Origin of the sequence: Absiella sp. AM29-15 (genome assembly GCF_003434225.1) — a bacterium.
GTDB classification, from domain to species: domain Bacteria; phylum Bacillota_I; class Bacilli_A; order Erysipelotrichales; family Erysipelotrichaceae; genus Hoskinsella; species Hoskinsella hominis.
Genome location: NZ_QVFL01000018.1, coordinates 1 through 23,228, shown reverse-complemented (window position 1 = coordinate 23,228; position 23,228 = coordinate 1). Strand labels below are relative to the sequence as shown.

Here is a 23,228-nt window from a genome sequence, read left to right as displayed (position 1 = left end):
AAACTAAATGTGGAAAAGAAAGAAGGAATGAAGATGGATTACGCAAAAGAGAGTTTACGTTTACACTATGAATGGAAAGGCAAACTGGATATGACGCCAAAGATGAAATTAGAAAATAAAGATGATCTTTCTCTGGCTTATACACCAGGTGTTGCTGCACCATGTTTGGAAATCGAAAAGGATATTAATAAATCTTATGAATTAACTGGCAGAGGCAACAGCGTTGCGGTAGTAACAGATGGCACTGCAGTACTTGGACTTGGGGATATTGGTCCTGAAGCTGGTATGCCGGTTATGGAAGGAAAATGTGTATTGTTTAAGGAATTTGGCGGTGTCAATGCAATTCCTTTATGTATCAGAAGCAAAGATACAGATGAAATCGTAAAAACAGTATCCTTGCTGGCAGGAAGCTTTGGTGGTATCAACTTAGAAGATATCGCAGCTCCACGCTGCTTTGAAATTGAAGCAAAACTAAAAGAAATCTGTGATATTCCAGTATTCCATGATGATCAGCATGGTACTGCAATCGTTACAGCAGCAGCTTTATTAAATGCTGTAAAACTAACTGGTAAACAGATGGGTACATTGAAAATGGTAATCAATGGTGCTGGTTCTGCTGGTATTGCGATTGCGAAATTATTGATCAAGATGGGCTTTGGAGATGTTGTATTATGCGATAGTCGTGGTACCATCTATAAAGGCAGAGAAGGCATGAATGCAGATAAGACTGCAATGGCTGAAATCACAAATAAAGAAAATATCAAAGGCAGCCTTGCGGATGCAATGAAGGGCAGCGATGTATTTATCGGTGTCAGTGCACCTGGTATCGTAAGTGAAGAAATGGTTGCCAGCATGAATGAAAAATCAATCGTTCTTCCTATGGCAAATCCAGTTCCTGAAATTATGCCTGACTTAGCAAAAAAAGCTGGAGCATATATCGTTGGTACAGGACGTAGTGATTTCCCTAACCAGATCAATAATGTATTGGCATTCCCTGGTATCTTTAGAGGCGCATTAGATGTAAGAGCAAGTGATATCAATGAAGATATGAAGGTTGCGGCTGCAGAAGGTATCGCATCTTTGGTTAGTGATGAAGATTTAAGTGTGGATTATATCATTCCAAGTGCTTTAGATAAGAGTGTCGCAAAAGTAGTTGCGGAAAAAGTCGCAGAAGCTGCAAAGAAAAGCGGCGTCGCAAGAATTTAATAACAGATAGAAAAGCGATGATTTATCGCTTTTCTTATACAAAAAAAACGCTCGATTTGAGCGTTTTATTATACCATTTTTTCAGGTTTTACGATTTCATCAAATTTCTCAGCTGTCAACAGATTTAATTTTACAGCAGCTTCCTTTAATGAAATGTTTTCTTTAAATGCTGTTTTCGCACATTTTGCGGCATTCTCATAACCGATATATGGATTTAAACTAGTAACAAGCATCAAAGAATGTTCAACATAATATTGCATTTTTTCTTTATTAGCACTGATGCCGGATACACAATGAATGATAAAGGAATGGATACCATCACTTAATAAACGAACAGATTGTAAGAAGTTGTGAATACATACCGGCATAAATACATTTAATTCAAAATTACCCTGACTTGCGGCAATTCCAACCGCTGTATCATTTGCCATTACCTGTACAGCAACCATCGTCATAGATTCACATTGTGTTGGATTGACTTTTCCTGGCATAATAGAACTACCTGGTTCATTTTCAGGGATTTTTATTTCTCCCAAGCCACAACGTGGACCACTGCTTAACCAGCGTACATCATTGGCAATCTTCATCATATTTGCCGCAAGACCTTTTAAAGCACCGTGGGCAAATACCAAATCATCTTTACTTGTTAAGGCATGGAATTTATTAGGATTTGTTTCAAACTTGCGTCCGGAAAGTTCACTGACAGCCTTTGCGACTTCTACATCAAAGCCCTTTGGGGTATTTAAACCAGTCCCCACAGCAGTACCTCCCAACGCTAGATGATGTAAACCATCAAGTGATGCGATTATCTGTTTACGACTGTTTTCAGCCATACCACGCCATCCACTAATTTCCTGGGAAAACTTGATTGGGGTAGCATCTTGCAGGTGGGTTCTTCCACTTTTGATGATTCCTTCATTTTCTTTTTCTAACTGTTGTAAAGTTTCAATAAAAGCATTCAGATTAGGTAATAATTTATCTTCAATTTCCATTGCGGCCGCAATATGCATTGCCGTAGGAAATGTATCATTACTACTTTGTGACATATTGACATGATCATTTGGATGTAACAGCTTGATACCGGCAATTTCATTTCCACGATTGGCGATTACTTCATTCACATTCATATTGGATTGTGTACCACTGCCAGTCTGCCATACACTTAATGGGAAATGATCATTTAACTTTCCATCTAAGATTTCTTCACAAACCGTCGTAATCAGACGACAGCGTTCATCATCTAATTTACCTAAGCGATTGTTTGTGATTGCGGCAGCTGATTTTAATATCGCAAAAGCACGAATGATTTCCATTGGAATCTTTTCTGTACTGATTTGAAAATTCTCAAAGCTTCTTTGTGTCTGGGCACCCCAGTATGCATCTACAGGAACAAGTACTTCACCCATAGAATCATGTTCTACTCTTTTTTCCATTCTTGATCTCTCCTTTGACGTTATCCTACAGTATCCATTTTAACAGAAAAAAGGGCATAAAAAAAGACGAATCCTTCCTAGCACTAGGATATAAAAAAATGAATGCAGCGTGCATTCATCAAAGATAGATATGAAGCAATAAAAAACAAAGGAATATGATCGTATGAATACTGACACCAATAATTCCCATTACAAAACCTGCAATCGCAGTACCACAGGGATATAGATTTTTTGATTTCGCCCCTAATACAATGGCGATTATTCCACATAAGATGCTGCATACGGATATAAAACATCCCCATAACTGAAAAAAGATACCAATTGGAATCGCTACAGCACTAAAGGATACAGAAACAATACCCAATACCATAGAAGCAATCCCCATACCATTTTTTTGTCCCATGAAATCACCTGTATGTAGTTTGCTACATTCCTTTCAACGTGTGTAGTATAACAGAAAAAACATGAAAAAACAATGCAACCTTACACTTGTGTTAGGTAAATGTAAGCCTTACTTAAGGCATAAAACATAAGATAAGGGTATACTGTAGATAAGAAAGGAAGGATGAGCAGACATGAAAAAATCAACGATCTTATTATCTGTGACGGCATTGATCGCAGCCTATGCCTTAACACGAAAAAAACGTCACATTCGTTTATAAAAGGAAGTTGTATATGTCAACTTCCTTTTTACGTTATGCAATCTGATAATCGTTATCTAGAATATTTACTTGATTTAAACCAATCAGGAAATAGTGAGGATAGTGATATGTCAGATTCTTATTCACAAAACTTGTTGCTCCAATCAATGAGTTTACATCTTCGATAGATGTACGTTTCATCAAATCCGCAATATAATTGAAATCTGTTTTCATCTCTGCGTATTCTTTATCCGCAAATGTATAAATTTCTTTTTCAGGAATAAAGCCAGTTTTTCTGCTTAATGGCTTAATCACATTACGAGCATAAGATGGTGCACTTACTTCATAACCATTCATACTTAATGGTGTACCAATCTCAACGATTGCTTTAATAATTCTGGCTTTTTCAATCTTCTTGCCAAAAGAATCATCTTTTACATTGATCACAAATTTTCTGCCTTCCGCAAATTGGCGGATATGATATTCATTCTGAAAGAACAGATATACATGTCCATTTAAAACCTCCGCAAGTTCATCGCATACAGGTTCATAGCCAATCCATCCCCCGAAATCATTTACATCAGCAACTTCAATTCCATACATTACATGTTTCATAAGAATTGCTCCTTTCATTTCTTCTTTTATTATATACCAATTTTACGATAATTTACTATACAATGTAGAAGTTTTGTCTTTTTTTATCGTATAATAGAAGGAACAAAGCGAAAGGGGGATACAATATGGACCCAAAAAAGCGTTATTGTCCCTTCTGTGGCAGTAAAACCAATGATCATACATGTGAAATCTGTGGAAGAAATACCAGACCCATGGAAATGCTTGCGCACGAAAAGGAACTGGATTTAGTAAAAGATGATATCTGTATGGATCAACACGAGGAAAAAACAAGGCGTTCTACATCTTCTAAACGCCCTGCGTTACACATGCATGAAGGGGAACATCCATACTACGAGGAAGTTAAAAAGAAGGAGCCATTTCAACTAAATTCTGAAAACATCAAAAAAGGATTCACGCTTATTGTCGTTGCATTTATCATTATTGTGTCCATTGTGACGAGTTTGTTTGATAATTTCAATGAGGAAGAACCTGAATCTTATATATATTTTCAAGATTATGCAACCTATCATGATGAAGCACCTGAAAATTTAAAATGTGAAGTAAAACGTGAAGGTGCAGAAGATGTGATGGTAGTAAATAATGATAGTGATGAATTCCTTACCTATGAATTACGTAATGAAAAGGAGGAAATGATACGTTATATCTCCTATATGCAGCCACATTCTACACGTAAGGCATCTGCGTATAATGAAAAAATAAATCAATGCAATATCGTATATGATTATTCTTATTCTTTGGATTATCATAAGCCAGATGTAGAATATCACATCGAAGAAACGGATGATGAAATCATCTACCAGTTAGATCAAAGCGTATCAGAAGAAGCATTACATGATATTTTACAATATACCCTGGCTGGATATGCGCAAGGAAATTATAGTGGACAAATGATATCTATAGAAATTGCCCAAACACAAGCATATCGTGTAAGTCTGGATATGGAGGAGCATCATATCTATGTTTATTTAGAAGCTTTGGATGATTATCCTGAAATGGATGATTTTGATTTTGAGATGACAACGTATTAGGACTTTTATTCAAACCTGAAACGTGTTAGAATGAATATCGTAAAAAGGAGACGTTGATTTATGAAAAATACGATTCGTTTAAGTGAAGAAATTTCAAAGAATGTTTCTGCCAGAAAACATATTACTACCTCTATTGATTATTTTTGTGAAAGTGAAAAAGATGCCAAGACATTGACTGAAAATATTACTCGTGTATTGACAAAGAACTTAGGAGATACCAATCTGGCTAAGATCACATATGAATACTATCCAAGTGATAAGAAAGTGGAAGTCGTAATTATTGAACATGTGTAACAAAGGAAAGAGAACGATTTGTTCTCTTTTTTTCAGAAAGGAGCATATATGGATATTCGAAGAATCAAAGAAGAAGATTTAAATGAAGTATTGACGCTTTGTTTAGGTAATAAGGAATATTATGATTATCTTCATGAACAGCCTACCATAGAAAATCTAAAAGCTGATCTATCCGCAGTACCACCTGGAAAAACGGTAGATGATAAATATTTCATGGGGTTTTATGAAGAAAATCATCTTGTGGCAATATTGGATTTCATCTTAAGATATCCAAGTGATGATACGGCATATATCGGCTGGCTGATCGTTGATCAACAACAGCAAGGAAAGGGCATAGCTTCACAGATTGTGGAAATGATATGTGCACGTTCACAACAGGCAGGGTTTCAAAAGATAGAACTTGGATGTATCGAAGGATACGCACATGCGCAAAATTTTTGGAAAAAACATGGTTTTTTACCAAATGGGCGCAGTAAACAAATGAAGGATATCACCATACTTGTATTATCTAAAACATTAGAGTCTGAAAATCTATTATAAAAAAGTCATGCATATCGCATGACTTTATTCATTATTTTACAAGTACATTCTCAATTTCCACAACATACATCATATGGAAATCATTTTGTGGATAATTCTTTTCAATCAGATCTTTTTCAAGGAAACATTCCTTGTCTAAATATTGTGCATACAGCTTTTTACATTTTAATACGGTATTGGCTTCTGAGAAATACGCATAGCCATTTTCTTTAATCGTATGGTACCCGGCTTTTTCAATCTTATCTTCATCACGACCGCTAGCTTTACCAAAGTAAGCCAGCTCTTTACGATGGGATTCATCATAAAAAGATAATGTCAGATGTTCTTGTGCATCAATAAATTCCTTTGTATAACGCTGTGGGCGGATAAATACAAATGCCACTTTCTTATTCCAAAGGATACCAACACCACCCCATGAAGCTGTCATGGTATTGACACTTCCATCTTCTTTCATTGCTGTCACAAGCATCCATTCTTTGCCAATCATGGTAAAAGGATCGCCATGTAGTGCTTCTGGTGTACTAATATTAAATTCGCTCATAAAAAGACCTCTCTTTCGGTATCTATTATATGCGCGCTGACAAGAATTTACAAGTAATTGCAAATGGCTATTGGTTTCTTATTTCAAAGAATCGTGTTACACTATGTACAAGGAAGTGATAAGGATGAAATGTAAAGTAACATTTATATATCATAGTGGATATTTTGTGGAAATGGAAGATTGCTGTTTGTTGTTTGATTATTATAAAGGAAAGCTTCCTAATTATGACCATCGCAAGCCATTATATATTTTTGTATCACACGCACATGAAGATCATTACCAGAAAAAAATATTTACGTTTATGAAAACATATCATAACGTGACCTGTATTTTACCAGATGATATCAATACCAATGAAAATGTATGCCATATGCATGCTTCTCAGATTTTGCATCTTAATGGATTGCGTATAGAGAGTTTTCCTTCCAGTGATGAAGGCTTGGCATATCTTGTGGAAGTGAATGGAAAAAGCATTTATCACGCCGGAGATTTAAACTGGTGGCATTGGCAGGATGAAAATACCGATGCTGAAAATGAAGAAGCCAAAGCATTGTTTTATCATGGTATAGAAAAATTAAAGCATCGCCATATCGATATTGCCTTTCTGGTACTAGATCCAAGACAGGAAGAACAGTTCTATTATGGTATGGATGCCTATCTGCATGAAATGGATATCGATTATGTATTTCCAATGCATATGTGGAAGAATTATAAAATAGTTGAAAAAATGAAAAGGCTTACGCAAAGTGTAGGATATCGTGATAAAATTATGGATGTCAAAGAAGAAAATCAACAATTTACTATAGAAGTTTAACACAAAGTGTGTTATATTTTTCATAGAGCAATGAAAGAAGAAGGGAATATAGAATTATGGAAATTAAGGATGTAGTGAAAAAAGTATTAGATGATTATCAGAGAATTACAGGGTTGAGAAGTTATATTGTATACGATAATACGGAGATACAAAGTGCTTCTGAAAAGAATTATTTCTGTAAATGTTTGAAGTTGAGCACAAAGGCATTGGAGAAATGTGAAGAGTGTACAAAAGAAACATATGATAACGCAAGAGAAATCGATAAAGAATGTATCTACTCCTGTCATGCAGGATTGATCAAATGGGCAGTACCTGTTCATTATCATGATTTCCACTGTGTCATCGTATCGGAAGGAATCTTAGCAAGAAAGCAATGGGAAGAAGCTGACATTTGGGCAGATTATCTGAGTAAAGAGTATCATATCAACCGTGATATGATTTATGAAAACTATAGAAAAAACAAGACAATGAATGAAAATCAAATGACTTCCAGTATTCAGTTGTTGAAAGATTTACTACGTTATCATTTAGATGCGTGGGAAGATGTTAGTGAAGCATAAAGCCGATGATTTATCGGCTTTTTTTTGGAGGGAAAATGGAAAAAATCAAGCAAAGTGCTGTGGATATCGATCAAAATGAGCGAGATCATGCCAAAGATGTTTTACTGCCAAAAGATATATAGAAATAATCAAATGAATGGAATTCTATAAAGAATTCCCATATAATAAGGGTAGGAGGTGTTAGATATGGAAAACATCACAAATCCTTATCTGCTGGCAGCCATAGGAACAGGTTTTACATTTTTGATGACAACCCTTGGAGCAGCAACGATTTTTTTATTCAAAAAAGAAATGAAACAAAGCTGGCAATCCATATTTTTGGGCTTTGCGGCTGGTGTAATGATAGCGGCAAGTGTATGGAGTTTATTGATTCCATCAATGGAACAGGCAAAAGATTTAGGCATGATAGAGTGGTTGCCGGCAGGGGCTGGTTTTATACTAGGTGCAGTATTTTTAAATGTGCTGGATAAGATACTTCCTCATTTACATCCGGGAAGTGAGGAGCCAGAGGGGCCTTCCTCCAGCTTGAAAAGAACATCTATGCTGGTAATTGCGGTTACTTTGCATAATATTCCAGAAGGAATGGCTGTTGGATTAGCCTTTGCGATGAGCGCAACAGCAAGTGGCTCTATATCACTTGCTGCAGCTGTGGCACTGGCCCTTGGTATCGGGCTTCAGAATTTTCCAGAAGGAGCGGCAGTATCCCTGCCACTTCAAAAAGAAGGCTGTAGTAAAGGAAAAGCATTTCTTTATGGCTCTTTATCAGGTATTGTGGAACCCATTGCGGGTATTGCGGTTGTGGCAATCACAGGCAGTGCTACGATTGTCATGCCATGGTTACTAGCTTTTGCGGCAGGAGCCATGGTGTATGTTGTAGTAGAGGAGCTAATTCCAGAAGCGCATTTTTCAGATCATGGACATGCGGCAACGTTTGGATTTATGGCAGGATTTTTGATTATGATGATCATGGATGTTGCGCTTGGATAATTGAAATGGAGGAGTAAATCGATGATTTGCTTCTTTTTTTTTGTTTTTTTACGAAAATGCATGAAATTTTCATAAAATGTGATAAAATAAGAATAAGTAAAACGCTTACAAAGGTAAAGGAGGGTTCTATGGAAGAATTTTTAAAATATACAAAACAAAAAGCTGTAAAAGGTAAAGCATCTGCACAGGATATTTATCGTATCTTAGTGAAAGAATGTAAAAAACGTATGGAAAAAATACCATATGTTGAAGGTGATAAAAAGCTGTATTATATCTCCGCAGAATTTTTATTAGGTAAAATGTTATCTAGTAACCTGATTAATCTAGGAATCTATGATGAGGCAGTTGCCTTTGTGGAAAAAATGGGATATACGATGGCTGAAATTCAAGATGTAGAAAAAGAGCCATCGCTAGGAAATGGCGGTCTAGGAAGACTTGCTGCATGTTTCCTTGACTCTATCGCATCTTTAAATTTATGTGGTGATGGAATAGGTTTATTCTATCATTTTGGTTTGTTTGAGCAGAAGTTTGTGAATCATAAACAAATGGAATTGCCAAATGTCTGGATAGAAGAACCATCCTGGTTCACAAAGAAAGATACGGATATTCAGGTATCATTTCCTCATATGACGTTAAAGGCTGTACAATATGATATGGATGTGATTGGATATCATGGAAAGAAAAATACGTTACATCTATTCGATGTAGAAAGTGTGGATGAATCGATTGTCAAAGATGGAATCAGCTTTGATAAAACCGCCATTGATAAGAATCTAACATTGTTTCTTTATCCAGACGACAGCGATGATGATGGAAGATTATTGCGTATCTATCAACAGTACTTCATGGTTTCCTGTGGAGCGCAGATGATATTAGCAGATTGTAAGAAAAAAGGATATCCTTTAGATAAACTATATGAACATGTAGTGATTCAAATCAATGATACCCATCCTACAATGGTAATTTTAGAGTTGATCCGCTTACTACGTGAAGAAGGTATGAGTTTAAAGAAAGCATGTGCTATCGTTGAAAAGAGTTGTGCATATACCAACCATACCATCTTGGCAGAGGCTTTGGAAACTTGGCCAATGGCTTATCTGAAAACTGTTGTACCACAGTTAGTTGAAATTATTGAAGCATTGGATTTAGCGGCAGCCCAAAGAAGTGATTTGCCATCCCTTGCGATTATCGGAAAGGATGAACGTGTGCATATGGCACATATTGACATTCATTTTGGAAAAAGCATCAATGGTGTCGCAAAGCTTCATACGGAAATATTGAAAGAAAGCGAGCTGCATGATTTTTATAACTTGTATCCTGAGAAGTTTAACAATAAAACCAATGGCATTACATTTCGCCGATGGTTATATTCCTGCAATCCACAATTAACACATCAGATTGAAAAATGGATAGGAAAAGACTTCTATGAAGATGCATCGAAGTTAAGAGAGTTAAGCAAACTTAAGAATGATGAAGAAGCATTACAGACATTGTTGGATATCAAACAAATAAAGAAACAGGAATGGGTAGAGCATATCTATCGCAAACAGGGAATCGTTATCAATCCTGATTCTATCTTTGATACTCAGGTTAAACGTCTGCATGAATATAAACGCCAACAGATGAATGCACTTTATATCATCTATAAATATCTGAAAGTAAAAGCGGGAGAAAAGCCAGTAAGACCGATTACATTTATCTTCGGTGCGAAGGCGGCACCTGCTTATACGATTGCAAAAGACATTATTCATGTCTTATTGTGTCTACAGGATATTATCGCAAATGATGAAGAGGTATCTCCATATCTACAAATTTGTTTCATTGAAAACTACAATGTCAGTGAAGCAGAAAAAGTAATTCCTGCAAGTGATATCAGTGAACAGATTTCCCTTGCCAGTAAAGAAGCAAGTGGCACTGGCAATATGAAATTCATGTTGAATGGTGCACTTACGCTGGGTACACGGGATGGTGCCAACGTGGAAATTGCACAGCTGGCTGGTGAAGAAAACTGTACAATGTTTGGAAAGAGCAGTGATGAAGTTATCGAACATTATGCAAAACAGGATTACTGTAGTAAAGACTTCTATGAACAGGATGAATTGATTCATACCTTGGTAGATTTCCTGATTGGTGAGGAAATGACTTCTATCGGAGATGAAACAAGTTTATCACGTTTCTATCATGAATTATTAAATAAAGACTGGTTCATGACATTGTTGGATTTAAGGGAATATATCGATGTGAAAGAACACATGCTGGAAGCATACGAGGATCGTCATGCATGGAGTGTAAAGATGTTGGAAAACATCGCACACAGTGGCTTCTTCAGCAGTGATCGTACCATTGAAGACTACAACAGAGAAATCTGGAAATTATCTTAAGGAGGGCATTAAATGAAAAGACAAGCCGGCATTTTAATGCCGATATCTTCGTTACCTTCGAATCAGGGAATAGGGGATTTTGGAAAGCATTGTTATCGTATCATAGATGCGATGAGTAAGCAGCATGTACACATCTGGCAGATTTTACCGTTAAATCCTATGGGATATGGCAATTCACCCTACCAGCCATTTTCATCATTTGCCGGTGATGAAATTTATATCAGCGTAGATACATTAGCTGATTATGGACTTTTGAAACAAAGCTCAATTCGTAACTATAACAAGTTTTGTGAGTATGTAGATTACGAAGGCGTACGTCAGTTTAAGCTTCCTTATCTGAAGAAAGCCTATAAGACATTTAAAAAGTATTATCAGGAATTTGAAGAAGAATATCAGGCGTTCTGTGACAGTGCACATTGGTTATATAACTATGCTGTATTTATCACATTAAAGAAACAGAATGATATGAAAAACTGGCTGGAATGGCCAATGGAACAACGTAATTGGATCAAGGATCACGCATATTCCTTAAAACATCTAGACGATGATATCCGTTATGAAATGTTCTTACAGTTTATCTTTTTCAAACAATGGAATGATGTAAAAGAATATGCCAATGCACATGATATTGAAATTATGGGAGATATGCCGTTTTATGTAGGTTTTGACAGTGCTGATGTATGGGAAAACCAACAGGATTTCTTATTGGATGGGGACGCAAGACCAACAGTTGTGGCAGGTGTTCCACCTGATTATTTCTCTAAAACAGGTCAGTTATGGGGGAACCCGATTTATAACTGGCGTCAAATGAAGAAAGAAAACTATGATTTCTGGATGAAGCGACTAGCATGGAATGATCAATATTTTGATATCATCCGTCTGGATCACTTCCGTGCATTTGATACCTATTGGGTAATACCAGCACAAAGCACTACTGCCATCAACGGAGAATGGGAATTGGGTCCTGCTTATGATTTCTTTGATAAAATGTTTGAAAAACTGCCAACTATTCGTATCGTGGTAGAAGATTTAGGCGAATTAAGAAAACAGGTTGGTAAATTGCGTGATCATTATCAGTTAACGGGTATGAATGTCGCAGAATTTGAAATGGAAGTCAAATTATTAAAACGACCAAGAAAAGAGAATGTGATTTTGTATTCCACAACGCATGACAATGATACATTAGAAGGCTATTATCTGGACTTGGAAGCAAATAAAAAAATCGCCCTTCGACGATTCTTCCATAATTGTGGATATGATAATCGTACCTTCCATGAGCTTGTCATCCGTTATTGTATGGATTCCAAAGCAGATATCACCATCATTCCAGCATGGGATATTCTGGGACTGAAAAAAGAAGGTCGTATGAATACGCCGGGAACCATTGGTTCTCCTAACTGGGAATGGAAAGTAAAGAATCTAAAAGAATTCTATGCCTTGCTGCCACAGATTGGAGAATGGATCACAGCATCTAACAGAACATAAAAGAGGATAAGACAAACAAGTCTTATCCCTTTCTTTTTAGTTTGTAAAAGCTGTTTTTTCAGTTGTATTATCGCTTACTTCTAGTAAGGTAACAGATACGGTTTGTTCCTTATTATCACGTTCGATTTTTATTTTAATGGTATCTCCGGCTTTGTGAGAACTAATGACAGATTTTACATCAGATACTTCTTTTATTTCTTTGCCATCTACTTCAAGGATACGATCTCCACGTTTTAAACCAGCTTTATCAGCGGCTTTTCCACTTTGTACCTGTACGATATACACAGCAGTGGAGGAATTGTTTTCTTCAAATGGATTTTGATTTTGTGCCTGATATTCTTGTAAGCTGACACCAAGTTCAGCACGACCTTCAACTTTGCCGTTTTCAATCAAAGAAGTAATGACTGGTTTCGCAATATCAATTGGAATCGCAAAACCCAAACCTTCTATATTGCTGCCACTTGATTTTGCATTGACGATTCCAATCAATTGTCCCTGATCGTTAAATAATCCACCACCTGAATTACCTGGGTTGATTGCGGCATTTGTTTGAAGCAGGTGCATAGATTCCCCATCAATTGTAATCTCACGATCCAATGCGGAAATGATACCATTGGTTACAGTACCACCTAATTCACCAAGTGGATTACCAATAGCGATTGCTGCATCTCCTACCTGCAGGTTTTTACTAGTACCAAGGACTACAGGCGTTAAATCAGTAGCTTCGATTTTGATAACAGCCAGATCGGTTGTAGAATCAGTTCCTACAAGCTTGGCATTATATTCTTTGCCATCTTTGGTTTTTACGGTTACTTTATTTGCTCCATCAATTACGTGATTATTTGTCACAATATAGCCATCTTTACTTAAAATGACACCACTACCTGCGCCAGATGAGATTGCCTGTTGGAAGAATTCGTTTGTTTTAATTGATTCTGTTCGGATTTCCACGACACTGTTCATTGTTTCGTTCGCAACATCTTTTACAGACATTGAGGAAGTATTGGCAGTATTTTTATCAGAATTATTTGTGCTTGTATTTTGATATAATACTGTTTTATTGGCACCTGTCATTTCATTGGCTAAATACGTGCCGCCAAAGCCACCGACACCTGCTAATAAGAAACAGCCGGTGAATGTAAGAGCATTTTTATGCTTCTTGATAAAAGAAGTTTTCGTCTTTGGTGCTGTTGTAGAATCCTGTTGTGTTGTTTCTATATGTGGTCCATCGGATGAAGTTTCTTCTGTTTCAACATGCTCCTTAGAAGATGCAATTTCTTCTTCATTTGAAGAAATGGTTTCTTCCATTTCCTTTTGTGTGTTTTCACTTTCCTGCACTGGCTCCTGATTGTCCATGTTTTCATTATTTCTTTCTACTTCATTGTGATCTACGTTGTTATTTTCCATATTGATGACCTCCATTTGTTATCTTTTACGTCTATAAGTATATGAAAAAAATATAGCAAAAAAATTTAAATAATATGTGAAAATATTTTCTTTTTTCTGATAAAATAATAAAAATATGTGAAAAATTAGAAGAAAATACCGAAAAAAACAACAAAACCAGCAAAATAATGCTTTGAAGTGTTAAATATAAGGGGGCTTCGTGTTATAATAGGTGTGTATTTTTAGCGACGAGTATATTCACAAGAAAAAAAGAAATGTGGAGGATGATAAAATGCCAAAAACTAGTAAGAAAGCAAAACCAACTGTAAAGGCTGAAAAAGCTAAGACAAAAGGTGTAGAAAAGAAAACAGCAAAAGCTGTAGAAGAAGTGAAAACAGTAGCTGCTGCAAAGGAAGAAACAAAGAAAATCACAGCTGCTAAAGAACCTGAAAAGATCACAACAGCAAAAGAACCTGAAAAAATTACAGCAGCGAAAGAACCAGAAAAAATCACTGCAGCAAAAGAACCAGAAAAAATTGAAGAGAAGAAAGTAGAAAAAATTGAAACAAAAGAAGCTGTAAAAGAAGCAAAACCAGCTAAAAAGACAACAAAGAAAACAACAGCAAAAAAAGAACCAGCAAAGAAAGAAGCGAAAACGTCTGCGAAGAAAACAACCAAGAAAACAGTTGCCGCAGAAGAAAAAACTCCAACAGCTGTAAAAGAAGAAAAGAAACCAGCAGCTAAAAAACAAACGGCAAAGAAAACTACAAAGAAAGCAAGTGCTAAAGCAAGCCATGTCAAAGAATATGAAGCATATTCTTTAGATGATTGTATCGCTAAGATGCAGGCAATGGGTGTGCAATACGATTATAACGACTATACAAGAATTCTGTTAGATGAAGCAGATGATAAAGTAACAGCAAAAAATATTATTGAAGGTAACGGTATCAAAGAAAAAGGATTCACATTTGAAAAAGATGGATATGATGAAGAACTTGTTTTAGTGGTACTGAATAAGGTAAAAGAAACCATGGATATTAAAGCAGCTGATTTCAAAGAAATCAAAAAAGATGTAAAAGCATCTATGAAAGCTGAACTTGGTGAAGATGCAGAAGCAAATGCTTCAGAATATCTGAAAGAATTTAAGCTTTGTGAAAAAATCTTGATGCTTGGACAGAGAAAAAATATTATATCTTCTGAAGAAGTAAGTAAATTATTAGATGTTGATGTCGATGCATTCATCGAACACTTCTTTAACTTCGCTTATGGCATCCTACCGGGCTGGCAATATGACGATGTGAAATTCTATGAAGATTTCGCATATGCAGTATTATCTCAATACACTGATTTATATACAAAATATCAGTTGCGTGTATTAATCGATGTTGCAGATTTATACATCAAACACGGTGATTTCCAGCATGGTGATGTATGCTATGGCTATATCTTAAGAGATAACCAGATCAAAGATTATATTTACTATCGTTTTGCTCATGTATATGAAGATATTGACTTCAACAAAGCAAAAGCGCTGGCTTATGAATCTTTACAGTTCGTTGATGGTAGATATACTTACTATCAGAACATTATGGATATCATCAATAAATAAAACAAGTGATATAAGAGGAGTGATAAAAAATTGCTCCTCTTATCTTATGTAAAGAGGAATGTATATGAAAAAGATGTTGATCACATTATGCACATTGCTGTGCCTATGTACGGCATGCAGCTCGCAGCCTGAAAAACAGGAGGAAGTGCAACATGAACAGCCAAAAGCAGAGAAACGTGAAGTATCTTTGACTTTTACCGGTGATATATTAATAGAAGATCCTTTATATGTTTGGATGAGTGATTATCAAACAAAGGATACTTATTCATTTAAGAATTATTTTGATAAAATCAAGCCTTTGTTAGATGGAGATGTATGCATTGGTAATCAGGAGGTTCCCATTGCTGGCAGAGAATATGGTATTACAGGTATTAATTTTATGTTTAATGCACCTGAAGAAATCGCACCACAGTTATCCAAACTTGGCTTTGATGTTTTGACATTTGCAAATAACCATAGCTTTGATCGTGGATTTGTCGGGATTGAAAAAACAATCGATGCATTAAATAATGCCGGAATCAAAACGACGGGAGCGTTTAAAGAAGAGCATCATGAACCTTTGATCATTGAAAAAAACGGTATCCGTATCGCAATACTGGCATATACCTATGACACCAATCAATGGATTGATGAAAATCATAAATATGCGGTTAATAAATTTCTAAATGCCAATCATGAATTTGATGAAGAACATCAGGCGATGATCAAAGCAGATGTAGAAAAAGCCAAAGCAGTCAGTGATGTGACGATTGCAGCAATGCATTGGGGTACAGAATTTACATATCAAATATCAAAAACACAACAGCAGGCAGCACAGTTTTTAAATGATTGTGGTGTAGATATCATTGTTGGAAATCATCCACACACATTACAGGGAGTAGATACACTTACCAATAAAGAAGGAAAAGAAACGTTTGTAATGTATTCTTTAGGAAATCTGGTGTCCTCAGCTGCTGCAGTATCAAGAGCAAGTGAACAATTTCAAAATATGTATGAAGTAGGAGGCATTGTTCATCTTGATGTGGTATTTAATCCAAATACGAAGCAGGTGGAAATCAAAAACCAGAAATTGCATGCTATTGTGAATCATTTTACATATGGATATGATCAATATGAACTGATTCCTTTTAAGGATTATAATGAAGAACTTGCCGCACAACATTATCAGCGAGCATGCAGTATGTATTTTACCTATGATTATCTCAAACAAAACCTAGCTTCTTTATTTGATGGGAAAATTGATTGGGAATAAGGATATTAAAATGAAGCTTTTCGGCTTCATTTTTTTGAAGTAGAAAAACATCATTATACTAAATATGGTTAAATTTTACTTTTTTCATTTTTTTCTTGACGAGTAACTTAGTTTTTGGTATACTATCAGAGCAGTAAAGATGGCGCGTTGGAGAAACGGTTAACTCACATGCCTTTCACGCATGCACTCACGGGTTCGAATCCCGTACGCGTCACCATTTAATAAATTATAGGACAATTCATTAAGAATTGTCCTTTTTTTCGTACGGGATGGGTAAAACGGTATCTTTCTTATAATATACAGTTGATTTATAATATTATACGTCGTATAATATTGTTGAAGAAAGGTGATACAATGATATTTCAATTAGGATCAGCATTGTTGGATGCCTGTGTTTTGGCAATCCTACATAAAGAAGATACATATGGATATAAACTCACACAGGAAGTCAAAGAAATTGTGAACGTCAGTGAATCTACATTATATCCGGTATTAAGAAGGCTTACCAAAGATGGATATCTGTGTACCTATGATAAAGAATATATGGGTAGAAATCGCAGATATTATCAATTAACAGAAGATGGAAAAATGAAGTATGAAGAGTATGTAATAGAGTGGGATGATTTTTCCACAAAGATTGATGGAATATTACAGGGAGGTAAGGATGATGGAGAAAATGGATAAGGAAACATATATCAGGATTTTAAGACGAAAGTTAAATGGATTAAATGAAGAAGATATAGAAGATGCAATTGATTATGTCAGTGAGTATTTCGATGAGGCTGGAGAAGAAAATCTTTCTTCCGTTTTACAAGAATTAGGTTCACCTTCAAAATTTGCGGCAACCATAAAAGCAAACAGCGCCACAAGAGATTTTAATACAACAGAAAATAAGTCACATATACAAGCGAACGCTTCAAATTTAAAGAAAATTGTGACAATCTGTCTTGGCATTTGTGCATTGCCTATTGCCTTGCCACTAGTATTATTGCTGTTTGCATTTGTATTAGTATTTTTCTGTTTGATGATTGCATTTGCGCTTGCGGCTTTAGCTGGCTTTATGGCTTGTCTTTTAGGAGGCATACCATTATTGATTCATTCTTTCTTTTTCATTGGAGAATCAGGAAACGCTTTGTTGAATGCCGGCGCAGGTTTCATGAGCATTGGAATAGGCTTATTATTAATGATGGGATGTATCAAGCTGGTGCGCATGATGATTCCTGCATTTACTGGCTTTATCACACGTTTATACACAAAACTGAAAGGAGAAAATTCCTATGAAAAAGAATAAAACAAAAATAATTATAACGATTGCGATAATCTGTGTCATCATTGGTTCTGTATTGTTAGGCGCAGGACTTGCGATGGGTGGAGATATCCAAACACTGCATATTGGAAAAGATAATACAAGCTGGTGGCCATTTGAAGGCTCTTTAGGCATGAATGTGTTGGAAGAGAATGAATATACAGATAATAGTCGTAATACATGGGAAATGCCATTAAATAAAGATACACAGCTAAGTATTGAGATGGATTTAGGCGATATCAGAATCAAAGAAGGCAATGAATCAAAGATTAAGTTTTACAACATCAAAGAAAGTGAAGTCACAACAAAACTTGACGGTAATGAAAAAGAAATAAAAATCAAGCGTCCGGGTATCCATCATAATGTGAAAAATGCACGTATGGAAATTACTTTGAGAAAAGATGCAGTATACAATCTAGAAGTGGATAATAAACTGGGGGATATCAATATCAATGATTTGAATTTTAGAAAGTTGGATATCGAAGCGAATATGGGAGATATCACATTACAGGATATTCACAGTAAACAGACAGATGTAAACAATGATTGTGGAGATATCAAAATGTTTGGGGTATATGAAGGAGAAACTTCAGTAGAAAATAAACTAGGAGATATCAAAATGGAAATTACTGGTAATAAGAACACGTTTGATTTTGATATAGAAAACAAATTAGGCGATACACTGATACAAGATCAAAACTATGAATTTAAGAGTAAGATCAAAGAAAAGCATGGCAATGCCAATCGTTTAGAAATTGATTGCCACTTAGGTGACATCAAGGTACATTTTAGGTAAACATAATGAAAGATGCGGCGATAGAAAGATGTAAACAAGAGTTTGAGAATACTTCACAAAAGGATATCCTATTTCCTAAAGCAAATCATACAGAGCGTATGAAAAACATGCGCTTTGTGAACATGCTAAAGAAATGTGATCAATCACAGATACTTGATAAGCTTCAAAAAAAGAATGCGATATTTGATTTATCATGGATGAAGGAAGAAGAAGCAGAAAGTTTTCAAAAGTTAAGCGAGCAGTTTGTGAAAGATGCACGGGCATTTGATGAAACATTAAAAGATGAAGATATTTTTCAGGCTTTGCGAAATATTTGGATTATCTGGATGTTGGAGTTATTGTTTCAACTGCCACTTGTATATCATGAAGCCATGTTTGCGTATAGTATGTTGTATCCTTATTCAGATAATCTATTGGATGATACAACATGCAGTAAGGAAGAAAAAAGACAGCTTAATCAATGGTTTAGCGAGCGTCTGCATGGTAATTACGAACCAAGTCAACAGCTTTTGCGTATGAAGATTGATAGACTTGTGCAAATGATAGAAGCACACTTTCCAAGAGTTACATTTTCCAATGTATATGAAGGCTTGTATATGATACAAAATGCACAGATTGCATCGGTTCAACAAAGTGAGCATTTAGATCTGTCAAAAATATATGATATCTCAGTTGATAAAGGTGGTACATCTGTAATTGCGGATGGTTATTTGATTAATGGGGAGATGTCAAAGGAACAGTTTCAATTCTGTGTTGATTTTGGCTTTGCTTTACAGATCGTTGATGATATTCAGGATCAATTGGAAGATGGAGCATGTGGTCATCATACACTTGCGACCATGTGTAAAACAAAAGCACAGCGTGCGTCATTATTTCAAAAATGCTGGCATTTCTTTGATCATTTACTGGAAGGTTTTCCATGTGCTCGTCATGAAGTTAAAGATTTTGTGAAAGACAGCTGCCATGAATTGCTGGCACAATGTGTCCTTCAACAAAAACAGTTATATCCTAAGCGATTAGTAGAAGATATCATGGAGGCATTGCCACTTGAAAGTGATGATATAGAATCCTTATCTAAAGAGATGAAAGAAAAAATGGAACAGGCAGTTGTTACACTGTAGTTCCATTTTTTTATAATTTATTTTCCAATGTATTTGAAACGCGGTACGATTTTACCATCCACTTCTACATCTTCCAAGAACATATCAAGTGGGCGAATCCATACTTCACCATTACCATATAATTGTCGATAAACAACATAAGATTCTAAGGTTTCACTATGTTTTGCGACATAAAGCACAGTATAATGTTTACCTTTGAAATGTTCATAGACACCAGGTGTAATTGGCATATCAATCACAGGCAGTACTATTGCCTGTTCTTCTTTGGTTTCTGGTAATGGCATGATTTCCTGTTCAGGTGCTTCTTCTTTTATAATTTTTTTAGGCATCTTCTTCACTACGCCTTTTTCATTATCTGCGCATGGAATCAGGATATATGCAGATTTTGGCTCCATATCCAATTCGATATGATTATCTTTTGCCAGATAGACTACATCTTTACACATGTCTTTATATGCAAATGCCGTACATGGAAGCTCCATCGTGAAGGTATCATCACTGACATTAAATGCCACAACCACATGTGTTTTTTCATCCTTTCGCATAAATGCAAATTGCTCATTGCGTACAACCAGTTGTTCATAAGCACCATAGCGTAACGCAGAAAGTTCTCCATATATCTTTCCCAACATGGCAATATGTTCACATAGTTCTTCATCATAAGAAGGATCTTCTAAAGGAAGGCATGGGCGGATATCGGCATCACTACCATCATGTTTTGTGCCCTTGACTGCCCATTCACTGCCATAATAAATACTTGGAATACCTGGCATGGTATATAACATAGTATAAACATTTTTTAAGTCATTTGGATCTTTCAGGGTACTTGCTAGACGGTTTACATCATGATTGTCTACGAAATTATACAGATTCAGATTACGATAGATTCCACCATTTCCAAACTGACGATTCAAGGAATATGCGATTTCAAAGTAATTTTTCTCATTATGGGAAGAATATAATCCTTTGTAGCACTCATAATTTGTCACACTGTCCAACATTTCATCATTTGCCCAGCGATTATAATCACCATGAATGATTTCTCCCATCAACCAGAAATCAGGAGCTTTTTCTTTACAGAACTGTTTTAAGCAGCGAAAGAAATCCTGATCGATACAATCCGCAGCATCTAAACGTAAACCATCGATATGAAATTCATCCATCCACATGGCTATGCTTTCCAACAGATAAGATACCACTTCTTCATTTCTTAAATTCAATTTTACAAGATTGTAATGTCCTTCCCATGCATCATATGTGAAAGGATCACCACAGGGGCTTTGTCCATAGAAGTTTAAATTATGAAACCAGCTGCAATAGCAGGAAGCCTGTCCTTTTTCTATAACATCTAAAAATGCCCAAAATCTTCTTCCTACATGATTGAATACGCCATCTAATACAATACGTATACCTGCCTCATGCAAGGCATCACAAACCTCTTTAAAATCTTCATTAGTGCCTAAGCGATGATCAATCATACGATAATCACTTGTATCATATCCATGCTCATAGCTTTCAAATACAGGCCCTAAATATACAGCGTTGATATGCATGTCCACTAGATGTGGAATCCACTCTTTCAGCTTTAAAATACGATGATTGATGCTTTCCTGATGATATTGTTCACAACCACAGAATCCTAGGGGATAAATATGATAGAACACAGCATCCTTTGTCCAGTTATTCATTTGATTCACCTCGGTATTAGTATACCATGAATTACGCTTTCATGAGCAAAATAAGTGAAAAAAACACGGTGTTTTATTTTTACACCGTGTCTATTTTTTATTCAATTGCGATGACTTTCTTTTCTTCCACCGCTTTTTGATCAACCTTAGGTAAAGTGATTTTTAATTCACCATTACAAAAGCTTGCTTTAATATCACTTTGTTTAACACCTTCACCAACATAGAAGTTACGTGAACAGCTGCCAGAGAAACGTTCCTGGCGAATGATATTGCCTTCTTTATCTTTTTCCTCACTGTTGGCATCACGTTTTGCGTGAATACTCAGATAACCATTCTTTAATTCCATCTGAATATCCTCTTTTTTAAATCCAGGCAGTTCCATATCTAACAGATAACAACCATCTTGTTCCTTGATATCCGTTTTCATATAGCTGCTTGATTTAGAAAAGAATGGATCATAAAACAGTTCATCAAACGTGTCATTAAATAATTCTGGTAGAAATTTCATAACGATCGCCTCACTTTGAATATTAAGAATGAAAAGCCTACCAATTCATTCGTTTAATCGATTGGAATAAAGCGTTTTTCTTCAACTTTCTTTGGAGCTTCCTTTGGAACGATTACTTTTAATTCACCATTGCCAAAGCTTGCTTTGATATCCTCATGTGTGATATCTTCACCAACATAGAAGCTTCTTGTACAAGTACCAGAGAAACGTTCCTGACGAATGATATTGCCTTCGTCATCCTTGTCTTCTTTGTTTGTGTTACGGCTGGCATTGATTGTCAGATAACCTTCTTTTAATTCCATCTGAATATCTTCTTTCTTGAATCCAGGTAATTCCATATCCAGAATAAAGTTACCATCTTTTTCACGAATGTCAGTTTTCATCATGTTGTGATCATGCATCATATCATCAAATGCATCATTAAATAAACCAGGGAATAATCTCATCATAATTGCCTCCTTTTATCTATCATTCAATTGGAATGAATGTTGTTTCTTCTACTTTTTTCACAGGTTCTTTTGGTACTGTGATCTTTAATTCACCATTTTCATAAGCTGCCTTGATATCTTCTGGGCGAATGCCTTCGCCAATATAGAAACTTCTTGAACAGCTTCCAGAGAAACGTTCCTGACGAATGATTTGACCAGCTTCATTACGTTCTTCCTCGTTGTTTAAACGCGTAGCCTGAATTGTCAAATATCCATCCTTTAAATCCATATGAATATTTTCTTTCTTGTATCCTGGCAATTCGATATCCAACAGGTAATTGCCATCTTTTTCTTTAATATCACATTTCATATTGTGTACATCATGAAACATGTCATCAAAGCCTTCATTGAATAATCCAGGTAGAAATCTCATCATCATAATAACCGCCTCTTTTTATTTTTATCATGACTACCTGTAAAGCTCTTATCAACTTTACGCCTATATTATAACGCAAAAATTAGCACTGTCAATAGTTGAGTGCTAATATTTTTGTTATTTTTTTGCAAACCCTTTAAAATCAATGGTTT

At 35.7% G+C, this 23,228-nt stretch carries 24 protein-coding genes and 1 tRNA gene; 16 read left to right on the top strand and 9 right to left on the bottom strand.

Annotated features, from left to right (window positions below):
- Window positions 1-33: 33 nt before the first annotated feature.
- Complete coding sequence (locus DW761_RS16450; RefSeq protein WP_117518794.1) at window positions 34-1,206, top strand: NAD(P)-dependent malic enzyme; 1,173 nt, start codon at window positions 34-36, stop codon at window positions 1,204-1,206.
- Between the two features lie 68 nt (window positions 1,207-1,274).
- On the opposite strand, the gene fumC is transcribed toward DW761_RS16450, so the two are convergent.
- The 3 genes from fumC to DW761_RS16435 form a co-directional block, all read right to left on the bottom strand.
- Window positions 1,275-2,639 (bottom strand): class II fumarate hydratase, encoded by a 1,365-nt coding sequence (gene fumC / locus DW761_RS16445; RefSeq protein ID WP_117451696.1) that lies wholly within the window; start codon window positions 2,637-2,639, stop codon window positions 1,275-1,277.
- 118 nt (window positions 2,640-2,757) lie between these two features.
- Window positions 2,758-3,042: a hypothetical protein gene (locus DW761_RS16440; protein WP_117518793.1), complete on the bottom strand. Its 285-nt coding sequence runs from the start codon at window positions 3,040-3,042 to the stop codon at window positions 2,758-2,760.
- 292 nt (window positions 3,043-3,334) lie between these two features.
- Window positions 3,335-3,895 (bottom strand): hypothetical protein, encoded by a 561-nt coding sequence (locus DW761_RS16435; RefSeq protein ID WP_117518792.1) that lies wholly within the window; start codon window positions 3,893-3,895, stop codon window positions 3,335-3,337.
- 125 nt (window positions 3,896-4,020) lie between these two features.
- Between DW761_RS16435 and DW761_RS16430 the strand changes: the two genes are divergently transcribed.
- From DW761_RS16430 to DW761_RS16420, 3 genes are read left to right on the top strand one after another with little or no spacing between them, the layout of a single operon-like run.
- Complete coding sequence (locus DW761_RS16430; RefSeq protein WP_117518791.1) at window positions 4,021-4,944, top strand: hypothetical protein; 924 nt, start codon at window positions 4,021-4,023, stop codon at window positions 4,942-4,944.
- Between the two features lie 60 nt (window positions 4,945-5,004).
- Window positions 5,005-5,238 carry a hypothetical protein gene (locus tag DW761_RS16425; protein WP_117451704.1) on the top strand — a complete coding sequence of 78 codons (234 nt, stop codon included), beginning with the start codon at window positions 5,005-5,007 and terminating at the stop codon, window positions 5,236-5,238.
- 48 nt (window positions 5,239-5,286) lie between these two features.
- Complete coding sequence (locus DW761_RS16420) at window positions 5,287-5,778, top strand: GNAT family N-acetyltransferase (protein WP_117518790.1); 492 nt, start codon at window positions 5,287-5,289, stop codon at window positions 5,776-5,778.
- A gap of 31 nt (window positions 5,779-5,809) precedes the next feature.
- Here the strand turns inward: DW761_RS16420 and DW761_RS16415 are convergent, their stop codons facing one another.
- Window positions 5,810-6,319 (bottom strand): flavin reductase family protein, encoded by a 510-nt coding sequence (locus tag DW761_RS16415; RefSeq protein ID WP_117518789.1) that lies wholly within the window; start codon window positions 6,317-6,319, stop codon window positions 5,810-5,812.
- 124 nt (window positions 6,320-6,443) lie between these two features.
- On the opposite strand from DW761_RS16415, the gene DW761_RS16410 reads away from it, so the two are divergent.
- From DW761_RS16410 to malQ, 5 genes are all read left to right on the top strand, one after another.
- Entirely contained in the window at window positions 6,444-7,133 is a 690-nt protein-coding gene (locus tag DW761_RS16410; RefSeq protein WP_158553837.1) for an MBL fold metallo-hydrolase, read from the top strand.
- Between the two features lie 56 nt (window positions 7,134-7,189).
- Entirely contained in the window at window positions 7,190-7,693 is a 504-nt protein-coding gene (locus DW761_RS16405) for a PocR ligand-binding domain-containing protein (RefSeq protein ID WP_117451712.1), read from the top strand.
- 186 nt (window positions 7,694-7,879) lie between these two features.
- Window positions 7,880-8,680: a ZIP family metal transporter gene (locus tag DW761_RS16400; RefSeq protein WP_117518787.1), complete on the top strand. Its 801-nt coding sequence runs from the start codon at window positions 7,880-7,882 to the stop codon at window positions 8,678-8,680.
- 128 nt (window positions 8,681-8,808) lie between these two features.
- Entirely contained in the window at window positions 8,809-11,061 is a 2,253-nt protein-coding gene (locus DW761_RS16395) for a glycogen/starch/alpha-glucan phosphorylase (protein ID WP_117518786.1), read from the top strand.
- A gap of 12 nt (window positions 11,062-11,073) precedes the next feature.
- Complete coding sequence (gene malQ / locus DW761_RS16390; protein WP_117451718.1) at window positions 11,074-12,546, top strand: 4-alpha-glucanotransferase; 1,473 nt, start codon at window positions 11,074-11,076, stop codon at window positions 12,544-12,546.
- A 36-nt stretch (window positions 12,547-12,582) separates the two neighbouring features.
- On the opposite strand, the gene DW761_RS16385 is transcribed toward malQ, so the two are convergent.
- A complete protein-coding gene (locus DW761_RS16385) occupies window positions 12,583-13,953 on the bottom strand; it encodes a S1C family serine protease (protein ID WP_233513118.1) in 1,371 nt (456 codons plus the stop codon).
- A gap of 271 nt (window positions 13,954-14,224) precedes the next feature.
- On the opposite strand from DW761_RS16385, the gene DW761_RS16380 reads away from it, so the two are divergent.
- From DW761_RS16380 to DW761_RS16350, 7 genes are all read left to right on the top strand, one after another.
- Window positions 14,225-15,541, top strand: a complete 1,317-nt coding sequence (locus tag DW761_RS16380; protein ID WP_117518785.1) for a neurofilament protein — start codon at window positions 14,225-14,227, stop codon at window positions 15,539-15,541.
- Window positions 15,542-15,605: 64 nt separating this feature from the next.
- Window positions 15,606-16,793 (top strand): CapA family protein, encoded by a 1,188-nt coding sequence (locus DW761_RS16375; RefSeq protein ID WP_117518784.1) that lies wholly within the window; start codon window positions 15,606-15,608, stop codon window positions 16,791-16,793.
- A 141-nt stretch (window positions 16,794-16,934) separates the two neighbouring features.
- Window positions 16,935-17,010, top strand: a tRNA-Glu gene (locus DW761_RS16370).
- A gap of 137 nt (window positions 17,011-17,147) precedes the next feature.
- Window positions 17,148-17,477, top strand: a complete 330-nt coding sequence (locus DW761_RS16365; RefSeq protein WP_117451724.1) for a PadR family transcriptional regulator — start codon at window positions 17,148-17,150, stop codon at window positions 17,475-17,477.
- Entirely contained in the window at window positions 17,458-18,084 is a 627-nt protein-coding gene (locus DW761_RS16360) for a DUF1700 domain-containing protein (RefSeq protein ID WP_158553836.1), read from the top strand. Before DW761_RS16365 ends, DW761_RS16360 begins: the two co-directional genes overlap by 20 nt.
- The gene (locus DW761_RS16355) at window positions 18,071-18,895 is read left to right on the top strand and encodes a DUF4097 family beta strand repeat-containing protein (protein ID WP_117518782.1); all 825 of its coding nucleotides are present in this window, start codon (window positions 18,071-18,073) and stop codon (window positions 18,893-18,895) included. The genes DW761_RS16360 and DW761_RS16355 overlap by 14 nt, the downstream gene beginning before the upstream one ends.
- A 5-nt stretch (window positions 18,896-18,900) precedes the next feature.
- Complete coding sequence (locus DW761_RS16350; RefSeq protein WP_117518781.1) at window positions 18,901-20,016, top strand: hypothetical protein; 1,116 nt, start codon at window positions 18,901-18,903, stop codon at window positions 20,014-20,016.
- 17 nt (window positions 20,017-20,033) lie between these two features.
- Here DW761_RS16350 and DW761_RS16345 read toward each other — a convergent pair whose 3' ends face one another.
- The 4 genes from DW761_RS16345 to DW761_RS16330 all read right to left on the bottom strand — a co-directional run bounded on the left by DW761_RS16345 (window position 20,034) and on the right by DW761_RS16330 (window position 23,076).
- Complete coding sequence (locus DW761_RS16345) at window positions 20,034-21,704, bottom strand: DUF1653 domain-containing protein (RefSeq protein ID WP_117451731.1); 1,671 nt, start codon at window positions 21,702-21,704, stop codon at window positions 20,034-20,036.
- A 97-nt stretch (window positions 21,705-21,801) separates the two neighbouring features.
- Complete coding sequence (locus tag DW761_RS16340) at window positions 21,802-22,212, bottom strand: Hsp20/alpha crystallin family protein (protein WP_117451733.1); 411 nt, start codon at window positions 22,210-22,212, stop codon at window positions 21,802-21,804.
- 53 nt (window positions 22,213-22,265) lie between these two features.
- Window positions 22,266-22,661, bottom strand: a complete 396-nt coding sequence (locus DW761_RS16335) for an Hsp20/alpha crystallin family protein (RefSeq protein WP_117451735.1) — start codon at window positions 22,659-22,661, stop codon at window positions 22,266-22,268.
- A gap of 19 nt (window positions 22,662-22,680) precedes the next feature.
- On the bottom strand, window positions 22,681-23,076 hold the full coding sequence (locus DW761_RS16330; RefSeq protein WP_117452014.1) for an Hsp20/alpha crystallin family protein: 396 nt from the start codon (window positions 23,074-23,076) through the stop codon (window positions 22,681-22,683).
- Window positions 23,077-23,228: the final 152 nt, after the last annotated feature.